Here is a 15,674-nt window from a genome sequence, read left to right as displayed (position 1 = left end):
TCGATGTACGATCTCAAGATCACCGGCGGCGAAATCCATGACGGATCAGGCGGGCAGGCGGTTCGCGCCGATATTGCCGTCAAGGATGGCCGCATCGCCGCCATTGGTCCGGATCTCGGTGCGGCCGAGCGCACGCTGGATGCGAGCGGCAAGCTGGTGACTCCGGGCTTTATCGACATCCACACCCATTATGACGGCCAGGCCAGCTGGGACGGCGAGCTGCGCCCCTCGATCGATCATGGCGTGACCACGGCGGTGATGGGCAATTGCGGCGTCGGCTTTGCGCCGGTGCGCGAGGCCGATCACGACAAGCTGATCAAGCTGATGGAAGGCGTCGAGGACATCCCCGGCACGGCCCTGCATGAGGGGCTGACCTGGGACTGGGAAAGTTTTCCGGACTATCTCGATGCGCTGGCGAAGATCCCGCGTACCATCGATATCGCCGCCATGGTCCCGCATGACCCGCTGCGCGTTTATGTGATGGGCGATCGTGCCGTCCATTCCGAGCCGGCCAATGATGCGGATATCGCTGAAATGCGCCGCCTGACCCGTGAGGCCCTAGAGGCCGGCGCGGTCGGGTTTGCGACCGGGCGTTCGGATGTCCACAAGACCGCCGATGGTGAGTGGACGCCGTCTTCGGAATCTACCCGCGAGGAATTGACCGGGATCGCAAAGGCGTTTGACGGGCTCGATTATGGCGTCGTGCAGGCCGTGTCCGACTTCAATCTGGAGCGCGGCGAGCAGGATTTCGACGAGGAATGGGCAATCATCGCCGATTACGCCAAGGCGTCCGGCCGGCCTTTCTCCTTCTCCCTGATGCAGCGCGATTTCGCGCCGGATCAGTGGCTGAAACTGATCGAGCGCACGGAGAAACTCAAAGACGAGGGCGTGGATGCCCGCATGCAGGTCGCCCCGCGCGCGATTGGCGTCTTCCTCGGCTTTAATTGCACCTTCCATCCCTTCATGGGCTATCCGACCTACAAGACCATAGCCGATCTGCCGCTGGCCGAGCGCGTCGCGCGCATGAAAGAGCCGGCATTCAAGGCGCAGATCCTGTCCGAGACGACTGACAAACTGTCCGGCCCGGGCTCGTCAGTCCCGCCGCTCGCCGATCTCCTGATGGAGCATATCGAGTTGGTCGCCGAGAAATTCTTCCAGCTTGGCAATCCACCGGACTATGAGCAATCCGGCGAGAACTCGCTGGCGGCGCGGGCCCGCGCCAAGGGCGTGTCACTGATGGAGATGATCTATGACACCCTGCTGGAACGCGATGGCCATGAGCTGATCTATCTGCCGCTCTATAACTATACCGAGCTCAATTACGACAATGTGCTCAAGATGATGGAGCATCCCCAGGCGCTGTATGGCCTGTCCGATGGCGGTGCTCATGTCGGAACGGTCTGCGATGCCTCGATGCCGACCTTCATGCTCACCCACTGGACCCGCGACCGCACCCGCGGCCGCAAGCTCGACCTGCCGCACGTAGTGCGCATGCTGACCGGCGCCCAGGCTGACTATATGGGCATGACCGACCGCGGTTATCTGCGCGCCGGCCTCAAGGCCGATATCAATATCATCGATCTCGACCGCCTTCAGATGGAACCGCCGCATATGGAGCGCGACTTGCCCGCCGGCGGCCAACGCCTGCTCCAGGGCGCCACCGGCTACACCGCGACCATCGTCGCAGGCGAGGTGGTGATGGAAGAGGGCGAGCTGACAGGCGCCATGCCGGGCACGATCTATCGTGCCGGCCAACAGGCGCTGGCGGCAGAGTAAGCGCGCGGGCACGGACGCAAGGTCCATGTCCCGCTGCCGCTTTGCGCTCAGCTTGGTCGTCTAGCGCGCGCGGGCCTTGCGGGCGGCGTAGCGCTGGTCGCGTTCGGCTTTTTTGGCAGCGGCTTCGGCAACAAGAGCGTCGGCAGCAGCTTTTTCGGCGGCGAGGGCAGCGGCTTCGGCTTCAGCCTGTTCGGCGAGCTTGCGGGCCTGGGTTTCGGCCTTCAGGCGCTCACGTTCGACGCGCCGCGCTTCGCGCGCTTCAGCGGCGGCGACGCGCTCTGCGCGCTTGGCAGCGCGCTGCGGATCGTCGGCGGCCGGTTTGGCCTTGAATTTTTCCAGAAGCTTTTTCTTGGCTTCAGCGGCGTTCTTGTTGCGGTCGGCGAAGCTCGGGTTTGCGTAGTTTTTCAAACGATTGTCGTCCTTGAGACTGTGAAACGCCAGCTCGGCAGGCTGCCAGCAATGACGCTCGGCCCCTTACTGCCCTTGCCGAACGGCGCACACAACCCCGAACGGCCTCATATTCGATGCTGGCGCGGGTTTTTGATCCACGCTTGCATCCAAATACGAGCGCTGCTGCATCAAGCATCCGGGCAGTGTGAGATGACTTGCGCGGCACACGACGCGGGTCTGGATCAGGGGATTGTGAGACCATGAGTATGATTTTTCTTGCGGCACTGGGATTGGCCGCACTGCAGCCGGCTGCGTCGGTGCCACAGCCGGATTTCGAGGATTTTGTCGAGGCGATGGTCGCAAGCGGCCAGTTCGAAGGAGCGGTGCGCATCGGGACCGCCGACGGGGTCACGCTGGATCGGGCCTTTGGCGTGGCCGACGCGGAGACCGGTCGCGCGAATACGACCGAGACCCGCTTCCACATCGCCTCCATCGTGAAAGCGCTGACCGCGACCCTTGTACTGCGCGCGGCCGAGCGCGGCGAGTTGAACCTTGAGGACGCCATCACGGACTGGCTGCCCGAGCTGGATGGGTCCATCTATGGTGAGGTCCGGGTCGGTCACTTGCTGCGTCACACATCCGGCGTGGTGCGCGATCACACCGAAGCGCTGCTGCCAGGGCAGTCGGGGGCTGGCGCGATGTATGAGGCTCTCAACGCGGTAGGCCTGCAGTCACGGCCCGGCGTGCGCTATAACTACTCCAATAGTGGGTACATGTTGCTCGCCATCGCGCTGGAGCGCGCAACGGGCGAGACCTATGCCGCCCTCCTGCAGCGAGATGTGCTGGATCCGGCGGGCATGACCCGGACGACGGTCGGTGCGCCGGAAGACCGGTCGCACATGGCCATCGGTGTCGATATGCCCGACATTGTAACGCGCGTGCCGGTGTCGGTTGAGCGTTTCCGCGGTGGCTTGATGGGCGCTAGCGGCGTCTTCTCGACATCGGGCGATCTGGCCCGTTTTGGACGAGCCCTGGAAGCCGGTCAGCTGATCTCGCCGGACAGCGTCGATCTCATGCTGGCGCCGATCGAGGCGGAGGGCAGTGACGGTGATAATGCCATGGGCTGGATGCGGGTGCCGCTCGGCGAGACAGACACTGTCTGGGTCGCGACAGGCGCGTCGGACGGCTATCTCTCCATGCTCCTCATCGACAATATGGCACCGGATTTGGTCGCGACCGCATTGCAGAACAATACGCGGCCGGGGCGCGTCGGGTCCGTCGCCTTGCTGCGGGGTATCCTCTTTCATGAACTCCTCGACAGCCCACAGGCTGCAAGCGTTCCGGCAACACCCATGGCCGACTTTCTGTCGACCCTGCAGTCGGATGGTCCGGAGGCTGCCCTCGCGCTGCGAGACAGCTTCGATTTCTCGGACGTGCCGGTGGCAAGCGCGGCGGCTTTCCAGGCCCTGGGTGAGCCTGATGGCGGGGTAGGGGAGACGGCCTACGCGTGGGCGCCAGCGACCGCCGATGCGGGCGAGGAATGGTTGGAACTGGGCTTTGCTCCGGTCTCCGGCGCGCGTTTCCTCGACGTGTATTTCACCCAGATCCCGGATGCCTTGACTCGTGTGCGTCTGGACGAATCCGGGACTGTTCTGCTGGCCGCGTCAGCGGTGCGCCGTGTCTCGCAAGACGGTGCGCCCGTTTTGCGCTTCGCTCTTCCGGATGAAACGTCACCGGCTCGCGTGCGGCTGATGCTGGACACCGCTCAGACGCCCGGCTGGCCCCAGATTGATGCCGTCGCCCTCATCAATGCGGATGGGGCCGAGCACTGGGCGGTCGAGGCCAGGGCCAGCACCAGTGCCTTCATGGAGGGTGATGTGTCCATCCATGATCTCCCCACCGGCCCCATCCTCGACAAGCTTGCGGCCCGACTTGATGAGAACGGTCATGCCGGTCTCGCAGTGCGCGTGCGGGCGTTGCCGCTGGAGTAGGTTGCCGGACGGGGCAATGCGAGATGGCAGGCGGGCGCGCATGCGCCCGCTCGGCATGGATGACGAAACAGGCTAGACCCGTATCATGTCCATGCTGAAGCCATCTCGCCGAGACCGTTCATGATCCTTCTCTTCGCCTATCTGGCGCTGGCGCTTGTCGTATCCTTCGTCTGCTCCATCTCTGAAGCCGTGCTCTTGTCTGTGCGGCCAGCCCATGTCGAGGCATTGCGGCGCAAGAAACACCCCGCCGGCAAGGTATTGGGTGCGCTTCAGAAAAATCTCGACCGACCGCTGGCGGCCATTCTTACCCTCAACACCGTCGCCCACACGGTCGGCGCGGCCGGCGTCGGTGCCCAGGCGTCCCTGGTTTTCGGGAATGCCTATGTCGGCCTGACTTCGGCGGTACTAACGCTCCTGATTCTGATCCTCTCCGAGATCATTCCAAAGACGCTGGGCGCGGTTCACTGGCAGGCCCTTGCGCCGTCGATAGGCGCGATGGTGATGTGGCTGACGCGTCTGATGGCGCCCTTCGTCTGGCTGTCCGAAAAACTGACCGGCGCGATCGCCCGGTCCGGAGAGAGCGCCTTTACCTTCTCACGTGACGAAATGCGTGCCATGGCGGAGATCGGTGCGCGCGAGGGGGTGCTCGACGACAAGGAGCTTGCCGTTGTCTCCAACCTGATGCGCCTGCACCGGCTCAAGGTGGAAGACATCATGACGCCGGCTTCGGTGATGGTCTCCGTGGATGCGGACGAAAGCGTGCGGACCTTCTTCGACCAGCAGGCGCAAACCCCGTTCTCGCGTCTGCCGGTGCATGGCGACAGCGTGCATCAAGTTACCGGCTATGTGCTCAAATCCGACCTTTTGCTGGCCCAGGCGCGGGATGAGTTCGATCGCAGCATTGGCGAGTTCCAGCGTGAGGTGATGACCTTGCGCGATGACATGACAGCCTCGGCGGCCTTCGATCGTCTGACCCGGTCAAAGGGCCATCTTGCCATGGTCGCGGATGAGTTCGGCACGCTGCGGGGACTGGTGACGATGGAGGATGTGGTGGAGACGCTGCTCGGCCTTGAGATCACCGACGAGGCCGACACAGTCGAGGACATGCAAATTCTCGCCCGCCAGCGTTGGCGCGACCGGATGACGGCGATGGGGCTGGACCCGGATTCCATGCCGTTAGCCGATCCATCCCGCTGACACGACCGAATGGGCATACTCAAACAGGGGGCACACCATGAATCTCTTTTCAGGCCTTGTTGCCGGGGTTGCCCTGGCGATTCTCGGTCTTGCGATTGCATTGATCATCGTAGATCCAGCGAGCTGGCCGGTCGCGCTCTTGGCCATCGTTTTCCTGCCCCTGGCAGCTTTTGTCCTGACGACAACGCGCCGCATTCGGCGCCGCGCCGGGTCCGGCCGCGGGCGTGCGGCCGTGCGGGCATCCATGGTGGGCGGGGGCGCCCTCCTGGTCTCGGCGCTGGGCAGCCGCATAGCCGAATCGCTCGGCTGGATCGGTGACGAAACCCAGGGGCGCTCGATCGTCAGCATCGTGTTCGTGCTGGTTGTTGTCGCGGGCGATTTTCTCGCGGCGCGCATGGAGAAAAAGGACACGGACTAGAAATCCGGCCTCGTCGGCTGCGCACGCGTCTACCGGACGTAGCTGGCGCCATTGATGTCGATACAGCTCCCCGTGGCGCTGCGGCAGGCGCCGGAGGCGAGGAAGGCGCACATGGCGGCGATCTCGTCCGGCTGGGCGAGGTCACCGATCGGGATTTCCGCCTTGGCGCGGGCCCGGTCTTCCTCGTGCTGCGGGCCCATCCGGGTATCGATCCAGCCGGGCGCGAGAGCATAGGCATAGACGCCGTCACCGCCCCATTGCCGGGCAATGGTCTTGGTCAGGGAGAGCAGGGCGCCCTTGGAGGCGCCATAGGCCATGTGCTCACGGTCCTCGCCGCGATAGCCGGCGCGGCTGGCGATATTGACGATGGAACCGCCGCCCGACGCCACCATCTCCGGAATGGCCGCGCGGCAGATATCAGCGACCGCCATCAGATTGACCTGGAGTGTGGTCGCCCAATTGCGTTCCCAGTCAGCATCCGACGAATCCAGAGGGCTGGCCCAGTGGATGCCGGCATTATTGATGATGATGTCGAGCCGGCCGGAGGCCATGTGCAGGGCGGCATCATAGAGATCGCGCCCGGCACCGGGCTGGGACAGGTCGGCCTGAATTGCGCCCAGAGCGGCCGGCCCGATGGCCTGGACGGCCTTGTCGGCATCGGCCATGTTCTGATTGCCGTGCAGCACGACTTCCGCGCCCTGGGCAGCAAACATGTGCGCGGCGGCGAGGCCAACGCCATGGCTGGAGCCGGTGATAAGGGCGCGCTTGCCCGCGAGTTGTCCCGTCATGAAAAGCCTATTTCATCTGCTTCTTGGCGACGGTTTCGTACATCTTGCCATAGGGCGGGGCAAGCAGGCGGGAAGGATGCCATTTCCCGGTCCGGAAGACCGAGCGCTCATGGCTGAAGGTCAGGAAGCCGGCCTCTCCATGATAGGCGCCCTGACCCGATGCTCCGATGCCGCCGAATGGCAGGTCCGGCACCGACAAGTGGAGCAGGTTGCTGTTCACCCCGACACCGCCGGAGAGCGTGTTGTCGAGAATCCGGTCGGCCTGGGTTCTGTCGGTTGAGTAGACATAGAGCGCCAGCGGGTGGTCGTGGTCCGCGACATAATCGGTGGCCGCATCCAGCTCCGTATAGCCGTTGATCGGCAGGATGGGACCGAAAATTTCCTCGGTCATCAGGCGGCAATCAGCTGGTGGATTGAGGACGATGGTTGCGGGGATTTTGCGGGCCGCCCTGGCCGCCTCTGCATCATGCTCCGGTTGGAGAATCTCGGCGCCGCCAGCGCGGGCCTCTTCGATCATCTCGTTGAGGCGCGCATAATGACGGTCGGACACGATGGCGGTGTAGGCGTCATCGCTGGCGGCCTCCTTGAACTGGTGTTTGGCGACCTTGATGATCGCCTCGCCAAGATCACGCTCGGTCCCTTTCGGCGTCAGAACATAATCTGGCGCGACACAGGTCTGACCGGCATTGAAAAGCTTGCCCCAGCCGATCGACTTCGCCGCCGAGACGGTCGGATAGCCGGGCGTGACGATGGCCGGCGATTTGCCGCCCAGTTCCAGCGTGACCGGCACCAGATTCTCGGCAGCCGCCATGGCGACCAGACGACCAATCTGGGTCGATCCGGTATAGAAGAGATGGTCGAATTTCAGCTTGGTGAAAGCCTCGCCGACCGCCGGCCCGCCGGTGATTACCGTGACATGATCCTCCTCGAAGGCTTCAGCGAGCAGTGTCTTCATCAGCTCGGCCATTGCCGGCGTATATTCCGACGGCTTGATCATGGCGCGGCAGCCGGCGGCCAGGGCCGCGACCAGTGGCGCCATGGCGAGCTGGAAAGGGTAGTTCCAGGGCGAGACGATGCCGACGACGCCCTTGGGCTCGCGCCGGATCGTGGCCGAGCCCGGCATCAGCGTCATCGGCACGCCGACCTTGCGGGGCTTGGCCCACTTGCCGAGATGCTTCTTGGCATGCCCCGCATCCTGGATGACGAAGGCGATCTCGGCGATCACGCTTTCCTGTTTGGCGCGATTGCCGAAATCCCGGCTGATGGCGTCGGCGATGGCGTCGGCATGGGTGCGGCACAGGTTTGCAACCCGGTCGAGATCCGCCTTGCGCTTGTCCAGTGGACGATGTCGCTCGGCACGGAACGCTGCCTTCTGGGCTGCCAGGAGGGCTTTCATGCGTTCGATCTGTTTGGCTTCAGCTTCACTCATCGGAGCCTCCTCAGGAATTGTCTTCAGCGATCATGGCGGCCGCCCGGGTCGCAATCATGATGGTCGGGGCATTTGTGTTTCCGCCGATCAGGCGCGGCATGACCGAGGCGTCTACAACGCGCAGGCCGTCAACGCCCCGGACCCGGCAACGGCTGTCGGTGACGGCCAGCTCACCTGATCCCATCGCACAGGTCGAGGTCGGGTGATAGAGCGTCTCCGCCCGTGCCCGGACATCATCGCGCAGGTCCGACATCGTCGTGACATGGGCGCCGGGATAGCGTTCTTCCTTGCGATCATGGTCGAAGGCCGGGGCATTGAGAATGTCGCGAACCTTGGCCAGTCCGTCCGTCATCACGTCGAGATCGAACTCCTCGGCCAGGTAGTTCGGCTGGATGGCGGGATGCTCATTGGGATCCGTGCTCTTCAGCGTGATCTCGCCGCGGCTTTTCGGATAAAGCTGGCAGACATGCAGGGTGATGCCATGTCCGCGTGTCTTCTCCATCCCGTGCGGATTGGAGATCGCCGGAATGAAGACGAGCTGCAGGTCGGGCAGGTCTTCGGCATGGGCGGATTTGATAAAGGCGCCGCCCTGGACTGGATTGACCGTGAAGGGGCCGTCACCGCGCAGCGCCCAGCGTCCGACCATATACATGTGATGAGGCAGGGAGCGGATCGAATTGCCGATCGAGGTCGCCGAATGGGTCCAGACCTGTGCCGTGACATCGAGATGGTCCTGCAGGTTCTTGCCGACACCGGGCAGGTCATGTTCGACGCTGACACCGGCCGCGCGCAATTCGTCAGCCGGGCCGACGCCGGACAGGAGCAGGGTTTGCGGTGAGTTGATCGCGCCGCCGGAGAGGATAACTTCCTTGCCGGCATTGAGCGTGCGGATCTCGCCTTCAATCTCGACCTCGACGCCGGTCGCGCGACCATTCTCGATCACCACGCGATGCACCAGGGCGCCGGTCTGGACCGAGCAATTCTCGCGTTCCAGCGCGGGTCGCAGAAAGGCATCGGCGGCCGAGCAGCGCTTATTGCCGCGCTGGGTGACCTGGTAAGGCCCGAAGCCTTCCTGGCTCGGCCCGTTGAAGTCGTCATTGCGCTTGTATTGCAGCTGATCGGCGGCTTTCAGGAAGTCCTCGGTCAGCGGGTTCAGCGGCTTGATATCCTGGACCCAGAGCGGACCACCCGTGCCATGCAATTCGCTTTCGCCACGGGTCTGGTGCTGGACGTCCTTGAAGGCGGGCAGGGCATTCTTCCAGCCCCAGCCCTCGGCGCCGTAGTCGCGCTCCCACTCATCGTAGTTTTCCGGCGCGCCGCGCATGTAGTGCATGGCATTGATAGAGGAGGAACCGCCCAGCGTCTTGCCGCGCGGCCAGAGCAGGGTGCGGTCATTGAGATGCTTTTGCGGCTCGGTCCAATAGCCCCAATTGAACTGCTCGCCGGTGACCGCATATTGCAGCAACATCGGCGTGCGGATGATCGGGGAATTGTCACTGCCACCAGCTTCAAGGACCAGCACGGAGACGGATGGATCCCGGGACAGGCGTTCCGCGACCGTGCAGCCGGCCGAACCGGCGCCGCAGACGATGTAGTCGAAATCAGTTTTGCTCATCGTCGGCCTCCATCTCGGCATCATTGTTGACCGGGTCGCCGTAATGGGCGGCGAGGGCGCGCATGGCGGTGATGGATTCCTCGGTGCGACCGCCCCATTCCGTGTCAGCCGCGGTGCGGGCAATCACGATATTGCGGCGCTCATCGACCCAGACATACTGGCCGTAAACGCCGGCCATGAAGTATTCGCCGTCATGGTTGTCCGGCACCCAGAAGTGCAGGCCATAGCCGCGATGGGCGTAAACCGAGTCCGGCCCGGCTTCCTGGAAGGGCGCATTGGGGCGCGTGGCCTGGCGGACCCAGCCTTCCGGCAGCAGGCGCTCGCCATTCCAGACCCCGTCCTGCAGGTAGAACTGGCCGAAGCGGGCATAGTCCTCAAGCGTCGCATTGAGGCAGCAATAGCCGATAGCCATGCCGTTCTGGCCCGGGATGTTCTGATTCCAATAGGCCTCACCGGTCATGCCCAGCGGGGTCCAGATGCGGTCTTCGACGACGCCCGCAAGCGTGTCGTTATAGACGCCGCGCACGACAGCGGAGAGGACCTGGGTATTGGCGCTGACATAGTGAAGGTCTTCACCGGCAGTGCGATTGCGTTCGATTTCGCTGACCAGGCGGTCGATATTCTGGCCGTAGATATTGGCGCCGAGGAAAAGTCGGCGAATATCCGAATTCGGGGCATTGTAATCTTCCTCGAAATCCATCCCGGCTGACATCATGAGAAGGTGGCGCAGTGTGGTGTCGCCATAATCGCTGCCGCCATATTGCGGCGCGAACATTTCCGCGCTCTGGTCGAGATTGGCGATGCGTCCGTCCTGCATGGCCATGGCGATCAGGGTGGCGACGAAACTCTTGCCGACCGACCAGGAGGTGTGACGTGTGTCGGCATCGGCCCCGAGGCGGTAGGTCTCGTAAACGACCTCGCCATCATGCAGCACCATCAGGCCGGTTGTATCACTGTCGGCCATCCAGTCATCGATCGTGCGATCCGTGTCGCCGAAACGGTAGCCAACCGAAACCGGCTGAAGATTTCTCCCCAGATGGGTGGCCGATTCGGATGGATTGATCGCGCGATAGGGGAAAACCTCCCCCATGTTCGAAAATGTTTCCACGAGGCGTTCAGGCTGTGTCGCTGCCTGGATCTCCGCTGGTGAATAGTCCGACCAGGGGCGGTAGAACCAGCCCGCAGCCGACACGGCAATCACTGCCAAGAACACGACTAAACCGATGATAAGTTTCTTCATTTTTCTCCCCATGACAGCGATTTGAACGCTGTTCACTGAATAAGGTATCAGAGTTGGGACAGGAGAAAAGGGTGAGATTTTCGCCGGAAATTCAAATCACTGGGTGAGGTATCCGTGCATCAGGCCGGGCATGATTTTTGCGGTCTTGGGATAAACCGGCTGACAGCGCTGTCGAGCGGTGTTCATATATTGGATAGATGCGCGGAAAGGTTGGCTAATAAAACCGCGCCACAGGGGAGAAATTCCAATGAAAATGTTTTCCAAAGCTGTCGCGATGGGCACGACAGCGATTCTGACCGGGCTTTTTGCAGGTAGTGCAATGGCTCAGGTTGACGTGATTACCGTCACCTCCCAGAAGCGCGAGCAGACGCTTCAGGACACGCCGGTTTCCGTCGCCGTCGTTACCGGCGCGCAGATCGAGCAGTCGCAGATCCGCGACGCTGCGGATCTTCAGACGCTGGTGCCGGCATTGCGCGTTTCCGAGTTCGCGACCTCGTCCAATACCGAATTCAACCTGCGCGGCATCGGCACATCGAGCTTCAACCCGGGCCTTGAGCCGTCGGTTGGTGTCTTCATCGATGGCGTCTATCGCCCGCGCTCCGGCTCCGCGATCAACGATTTGATGTCGGTTGAGCGCGTCGAGGTCATCCGTGGCCCGCAGTCCACCATCTTCGGCCGCAACACCCCGGCCGGTGTTGTCAGCGTCATCACCCAGGCGCCGGACTTCGATTTCAATTATGCCGGTGAAGTGACCGTCGGCAATTTCGGCATGCGTCAGGCACGCGGCACGGTGACCGGGCCTCTCGGCGATAACATCGCCTTCCGCCTGGACGGGAATGTCCACCAGAATGACGGCTATATCGAAGTCGTGGATGGCCGTGAGGCCAATAACCGCGACCGGATGAGCTTCCGGGGTCAGCTGCTTTTCAATCCGAGCGACAATACCGAAGTCCGCATCATCGCCGACTGGGGTGACATCAACGAGAATTGCTGTGCGGCTCCGTTTGCCTTCTATGATCCGATCGATCTCGCGGCCTTGGTCGGCCTTGGCGGCACCGCGGTGCCGGCCGATCCGAATGGCGGCGATCGCATCGCGATCGATGGCGATCTCAATACCGAGCTTGTCACGCAGGGTATCTCCGCTGAAATCGAGCATGATTTCGACGGCTTTACCTTTACCTCGATCACGGCGTTCCGGAATTATGACGAGGACCAGATTTTCGACGCCGACTTCTCGGACCTCGATCTGATCAGCCTGCGTTCGATCCAAAACCAATATGACAGCTTCACCCAGGAATTCCGCCTGACCTCGACCGGCGACAATATGGTCGACTGGATGGTCGGTGGTTTCTACTATAATAACGAGCTGAACTATGCGAACTCGACGCCTTATGGTGCCGATGCGCGGGCCTTCTTCGATGCGGCTTCGGCCCCGTCAGTGGCTGATCTCGTTGCTTCCTTCGGCCTGCCGGCCGGTACGGGTGGCGTGTCGCTCCTTGAAGTCTTCCTCAATATGAATCAGGCCGCAGGCGTCGGGGCATTCGTGCCACTCGCGTCGGGTAATGGTGCTCTGCCGACGACTCCGGCAGAAGGTTTCGTTTCGACCCAGCACGGTCTGATCTCCGAGAGCTACCAGTACAATACCAATGCCTGGTCGGCCTTCGGTCAGTTTGACTGGCACGTTACCGACCAGTTCACGGTGACTCTGGGTGGTCGCTATTCCGATGAAGACAAGGACATGACCACGGCGATCAACCAGCCGGGTCCGCTGTCAGCCTTCTCCTTCGTGGATCTGGCCCAGGATCTGCGCCTGGTGACGCCGGGCACGTGTGATCCGGGTCTCTTCCCGGTCGTGGGTGGTGATGCCTGTGCCTATCTGGTGCCGTCCATCCTCTTCGGTCAGGCCCAGGCCGAGGCGCTCGGTGGTGACCCAACGCTGCTGAATACGCTGCTGGCGCTCGGTATCTCGCCGACCTCGCCCCTGACAGAGGCCCAGGCGTCCAATCCGGCACTGAACCCGCTGCTGGGCTTCACGGCCTTCCAGAATTTCCCGCCGGTCAATGCGGGCAATTTCCCGACCTCGCGGAACGACACGAATTTCTCGGGCAATATCATCCTGTCCTATGACGTGTCGGATACGTTCAACGTCTATGCGAGCTATGCCACGGGCTTCAAGCCGGGCGGTTTCAACGTCTCGACCAATGCCGCCTTCACCGGTGTCTTCGAGTTCGAGGAAGAAACGGCCGAGAGCTTCGAGATCGGGGCCAAGGGCTCGCTTGATGGCGGCCGCTTTGTCTATGCCATGGCGTATTTCAACCAGGAAGTGACCGACTTCCAGACCAATAACTTCGTCGGCAATGGCTTCGCGCTTGAGAATGCCGGTTCCATCGAAGTTTCCGGCCTCGAGTTTGAAGGCCAGTGGGCACCGTCGGACAATCTCCTGATCACCGGTGGTTTCACCTATCTGTTCGACAGCAAGTATGGCGAGTATCTCTACGCACCTTGCCCGGACAGCTTCGATGCGACCGATCCGAACTTCGCGCTGTGTGTCCCGGGTGCCGAGCGCACCAATGGCGCTGGCGTGACAGCCCTGTTCAATGACCTCTCCGGTCGTGATCGCGGCAATTCGGAATTCCTCGGCGCGCTGACCGCGACCTATACCCATCCGGTTGGCGAGGGCATGGAAATGTCCTGGCGCGGCGAGATGAACCATGTGTCGGATTTCTCCCACACGACTAGCCAGGATCCGCGTCCCTTCGCGAACCAGGATGGCTTCCAGCTCTATAATGCCTCGATCACCCTTGGTGCCGAAGACGGTGGCTGGGCGCTCCAGGTCTGGGGCCGGAACATCTTTGACGAGCAGTATACCAAGGGTGGCTTCCCGTCGGTCGGTTATCTCGGCACCAGCTATAACGCCTATCCGGGTGATCCGCAGACCTACGGTGTCACCTTGCGTGTTCGCGGCTAGTGAACGGCGTTCAAATAAGCGTATGATGGCGGGCGGGATCCTTTGGGTCCCGCCCGTTTTCGTGTGACACGGAGCCTGTCATGGGACTTGCCCTGCTTTTGATCGGGTCCATCCTCGGCGTCAGCGCCATGGTGTTTTTCAATGCGCGTCTCGGTATCAGTACCCAGGCGCGTCTCGCTGATCTCGATGAGGCCGTCGCGCGGCTGGATGCGGACCGGGTTGGATTTGAAGCTGCTGACGCGGTTTTGGCCAAGGACGGACAGGGCGCCCTGGTCGCCTCGCGCGATGGCGATTGCCTGGGCCTTCTCGTGGCGCGCGGCAGTGATTTCGTGATCCGCTATCTGACACCGGGCACGATCCGCGATGTCAGTGCCGAGGGCGAGACGGGCCTGAGAGTCCGGTTGAACGATTTCGTCTTCGCGCCGGCGCACCTGGAATTTGAAACCGCCGAGATCGCCAGTGCCTGGCAGGACAAGCTCAGCGCACTGGCACAGCCGGGGAGGGCCTGAGCATGGACGTGCCGGCGTTTGTCGAGACCTGGAATCCCATCACTCTGGCGATTCCGTTTTTCACCATTTCCGTCTTTGCCGAGATGGTGCATGCGCGCCTGACGGGGAAGACCCGGTTCGAGACCCGCGATTCGGCCTCCAGCCTTGTCATGGGGCTGGGCAATAATGTGTCCAGCATCATTTTCGGCCTAGTCCTGGGCGGTTGGTCGGTCTTCGTCTATGAGCACCGGCTGATGGACATTTCCTTCGCCTGGTGGGTGTGGGTGATCGCCATCTTCCTCGACGATTTCCTGTATTACTGGTCGCACCGCTTCGCCCACACCGTACGCTGGTTCTGGGCCGATCATGTGGTTCACCACTCATCCCAACACTACAATCTCACCACCGCCTTGCGGCAGCCCTGGATCAGCCCTTTCACGCTGAAATTCCTTTGGTTGGGCTCGGCCATGGTCTTCGTCGGCTTCCATCCGGCCCTGGTCGCCTTTGTTGGCGCGCTGAACCTGATCTACCAGTTCTGGATTCATACCGAGGCGATCAAGAAATGCCCGGCCTGGTTCGAGGCGGTGTTCAACACGCCCTCGCATCACCGGGTCCATCATGCCACCAATCCGCTCTATCTGGACCGCAATTATGCGGGCATTTTCATCATCTGGGACAAGATGTTCGGGACATTCCAGGCCGAGCTGGAGGATGAGCCCTGCCGCTATGGCATCGTCAAGAATCTGGGCACCTACAACCCGCTCAAGATCTGCCTGCATGAATGGCTGGCGATCGTGAAGGACATGGCGGGCGCGAAGTCGGCAAAGCATGCCGTGATGTATCTGGTCGCGCCGCCCGGCTGGTCGCCGGATGGCTCGCGGGAGACCTCATCCCAGATCCTCGCCCGCTGGAAAGCGCGGCAGGGGGTGGGTGAAGTGGAGAGTGGCAAGGCCCCGACGGCGCCCGAGGCGGCGGAATAGGGCAACTTATCCCTGTTGCGTGCTCCACAAACGTCATCCTGACGCAAGTCAGGACCCAGTTTCGCAGGCCCGATTTCGCCAATCTTGGCAATAGCTTGCGTCGAAGACTGGGTCCCGGCCTTCGCCGGGATGACGGTGGGTGGGGCGGAAATTTTCACAAAACTTATCCCCGCCCCTCCATCCCAAGCGATAATGCCCTCGGTTTTCGGGATGGGAGGCACGGGCCCTGTCACTTGTGCCCGGAAACGAGCGGAGCCTGTCCGCGTGTCGGGGATGACATCCCGATGCTCCGGCAGGGCGTGCGACCGGGTCGCGGGGCACTAAACGACCGACCCCATCTACCTGGCGCATTGGAATCGGGGTGGAGACAGCCCGGGAAAACTCCGCAAGCGGG

The 15,674-nt window shown here is 62.3% G+C and carries 12 protein-coding genes; 7 read left to right on the top strand and 5 right to left on the bottom strand.

Annotated elements, in window-relative coordinates:
* Positions 1–3: 3 nt before the first annotated feature.
* Entirely contained in the window at positions 4–1,776 is a 1,773-nt protein-coding gene (locus Q0X62_RS06425; protein WP_297732914.1) for an amidohydrolase family protein, read from the top strand.
* A gap of 60 nt (positions 1,777–1,836) precedes the next feature.
* On the opposite strand, the gene Q0X62_RS06420 is transcribed toward Q0X62_RS06425, so the two are convergent.
* Positions 1,837–2,184, bottom strand: a complete 348-nt coding sequence (locus Q0X62_RS06420) for a DUF6481 family protein (protein WP_297732911.1) — start codon at positions 2,182–2,184, stop codon at positions 1,837–1,839.
* Positions 2,185–2,426: 242 nt separating this feature from the next.
* On the opposite strand from Q0X62_RS06420, the gene Q0X62_RS06415 reads away from it, so the two are divergent.
* The 3 genes from Q0X62_RS06415 to Q0X62_RS06405 all read left to right on the top strand — a co-directional run bounded on the left by Q0X62_RS06415 (position 2,427) and on the right by Q0X62_RS06405 (position 5,772).
* Positions 2,427–4,157, top strand: coding sequence for a serine hydrolase (locus Q0X62_RS06415; RefSeq protein WP_297732908.1), 1,731 nt, complete (start codon positions 2,427–2,429; stop codon positions 4,155–4,157).
* A gap of 120 nt (positions 4,158–4,277) precedes the next feature.
* Positions 4,278–5,354: a CNNM domain-containing protein gene (locus Q0X62_RS06410; RefSeq protein ID WP_297732904.1), complete on the top strand. Its 1,077-nt coding sequence runs from the start codon at positions 4,278–4,280 to the stop codon at positions 5,352–5,354.
* 37 nt (positions 5,355–5,391) lie between these two features.
* Positions 5,392–5,772, top strand: coding sequence for a hypothetical protein (locus Q0X62_RS06405; RefSeq protein ID WP_297732901.1), 381 nt, complete (start codon positions 5,392–5,394; stop codon positions 5,770–5,772).
* A gap of 29 nt (positions 5,773–5,801) precedes the next feature.
* Here the strand turns inward: Q0X62_RS06405 and Q0X62_RS06400 are convergent, their stop codons facing one another.
* Genes Q0X62_RS06400 through Q0X62_RS06385 form a run of 4 tightly spaced genes read right to left on the bottom strand, consistent with a single transcriptional unit; the run spans position 5,802 to position 10,844 of the window.
* Positions 5,802–6,560, bottom strand: a complete 759-nt coding sequence (locus Q0X62_RS06400; protein ID WP_297732898.1) for an SDR family oxidoreductase — start codon at positions 6,558–6,560, stop codon at positions 5,802–5,804.
* 7 nt (positions 6,561–6,567) lie between these two features.
* Positions 6,568–7,989: a coniferyl aldehyde dehydrogenase gene (locus Q0X62_RS06395; protein ID WP_297732895.1), complete on the bottom strand. Its 1,422-nt coding sequence runs from the start codon at positions 7,987–7,989 to the stop codon at positions 6,568–6,570.
* Positions 7,990–7,999: 10 nt separating this feature from the next.
* Positions 8,000–9,604, bottom strand: coding sequence for a GMC family oxidoreductase N-terminal domain-containing protein (locus tag Q0X62_RS06390; RefSeq protein ID WP_297732892.1), 1,605 nt, complete (start codon positions 9,602–9,604; stop codon positions 8,000–8,002).
* Positions 9,591–10,844 (bottom strand): serine hydrolase, encoded by a 1,254-nt coding sequence (locus Q0X62_RS06385; protein ID WP_297732889.1) that lies wholly within the window; start codon positions 10,842–10,844, stop codon positions 9,591–9,593. Before Q0X62_RS06385 ends, Q0X62_RS06390 begins: the two co-directional genes overlap by 14 nt.
* Before the next feature lie 247 nt (positions 10,845–11,091).
* Between Q0X62_RS06385 and Q0X62_RS06380 the strand changes: the two genes are divergently transcribed.
* The 3 genes from Q0X62_RS06380 to Q0X62_RS06370 all read left to right on the top strand — a co-directional run bounded on the left by Q0X62_RS06380 (position 11,092) and on the right by Q0X62_RS06370 (position 15,280).
* Positions 11,092–13,812: a TonB-dependent receptor gene (locus Q0X62_RS06380; RefSeq protein ID WP_297732886.1), complete on the top strand. Its 2,721-nt coding sequence runs from the start codon at positions 11,092–11,094 to the stop codon at positions 13,810–13,812.
* An 80-nt stretch (positions 13,813–13,892) separates the two neighbouring features.
* Positions 13,893–14,321 (top strand): hypothetical protein, encoded by a 429-nt coding sequence (locus tag Q0X62_RS06375; protein ID WP_297732884.1) that lies wholly within the window; start codon positions 13,893–13,895, stop codon positions 14,319–14,321.
* A gap of 2 nt (positions 14,322–14,323) precedes the next feature.
* Entirely contained in the window at positions 14,324–15,280 is a 957-nt protein-coding gene (locus tag Q0X62_RS06370; protein WP_297732881.1) for a sterol desaturase family protein, read from the top strand.
* The last annotated feature ends 394 nt before the right edge of the window (positions 15,281–15,674 follow it).

The sequence above is a fragment of the uncultured Maricaulis sp. genome (genome assembly GCF_947259345.1).
Classification (GTDB): domain Bacteria; phylum Pseudomonadota; class Alphaproteobacteria; order Caulobacterales; family Maricaulaceae; genus Maricaulis.
The sequence above is the reverse complement of the archived record's forward strand: the minus strand, read 5'-3'. Positions and strand labels throughout refer to the sequence as shown.

Coding starts and splice junctions, on each gene's coding strand:
- Q0X62_RS06395 (WP_297732895.1), bottom strand. CDS start 7,989: ATGAGTGAAGCTGAAGCCAAACAGATCGAACGCATGAAAGCCCTCCTG.
- Q0X62_RS06390 (WP_297732892.1), bottom strand. CDS start 9,604: ATGAGCAAAACTGATTTCGACTACATCGTCTGCGGCGCCGGTTCGGCC.
- Q0X62_RS06425 (WP_297732914.1), top strand. CDS start 4: ATGTACGATCTCAAGATCACCGGCGGCGAAATCCATGACGGATCAGGC.
- Q0X62_RS06405 (WP_297732901.1), top strand. CDS start 5,392: ATGAATCTCTTTTCAGGCCTTGTTGCCGGGGTTGCCCTGGCGATTCTC.
- Q0X62_RS06370 (WP_297732881.1), top strand. CDS start 14,324: ATGGACGTGCCGGCGTTTGTCGAGACCTGGAATCCCATCACTCTGGCG.
- Q0X62_RS06380 (WP_297732886.1), top strand. CDS start 11,092: ATGAAAATGTTTTCCAAAGCTGTCGCGATGGGCACGACAGCGATTCTG.
- Q0X62_RS06400 (WP_297732898.1), bottom strand. CDS start 6,560: ATGACGGGACAACTCGCGGGCAAGCGCGCCCTTATCACCGGCTCCAGC.
- Q0X62_RS06385 (WP_297732889.1), bottom strand. CDS start 10,844: ATGAAGAAACTTATCATCGGTTTAGTCGTGTTCTTGGCAGTGATTGCC.
- Q0X62_RS06410 (WP_297732904.1), top strand. CDS start 4,278: ATGATCCTTCTCTTCGCCTATCTGGCGCTGGCGCTTGTCGTATCCTTC.
- Q0X62_RS06415 (WP_297732908.1), top strand. CDS start 2,427: ATGAGTATGATTTTTCTTGCGGCACTGGGATTGGCCGCACTGCAGCCG.
- Q0X62_RS06375 (WP_297732884.1), top strand. CDS start 13,893: ATGGGACTTGCCCTGCTTTTGATCGGGTCCATCCTCGGCGTCAGCGCC.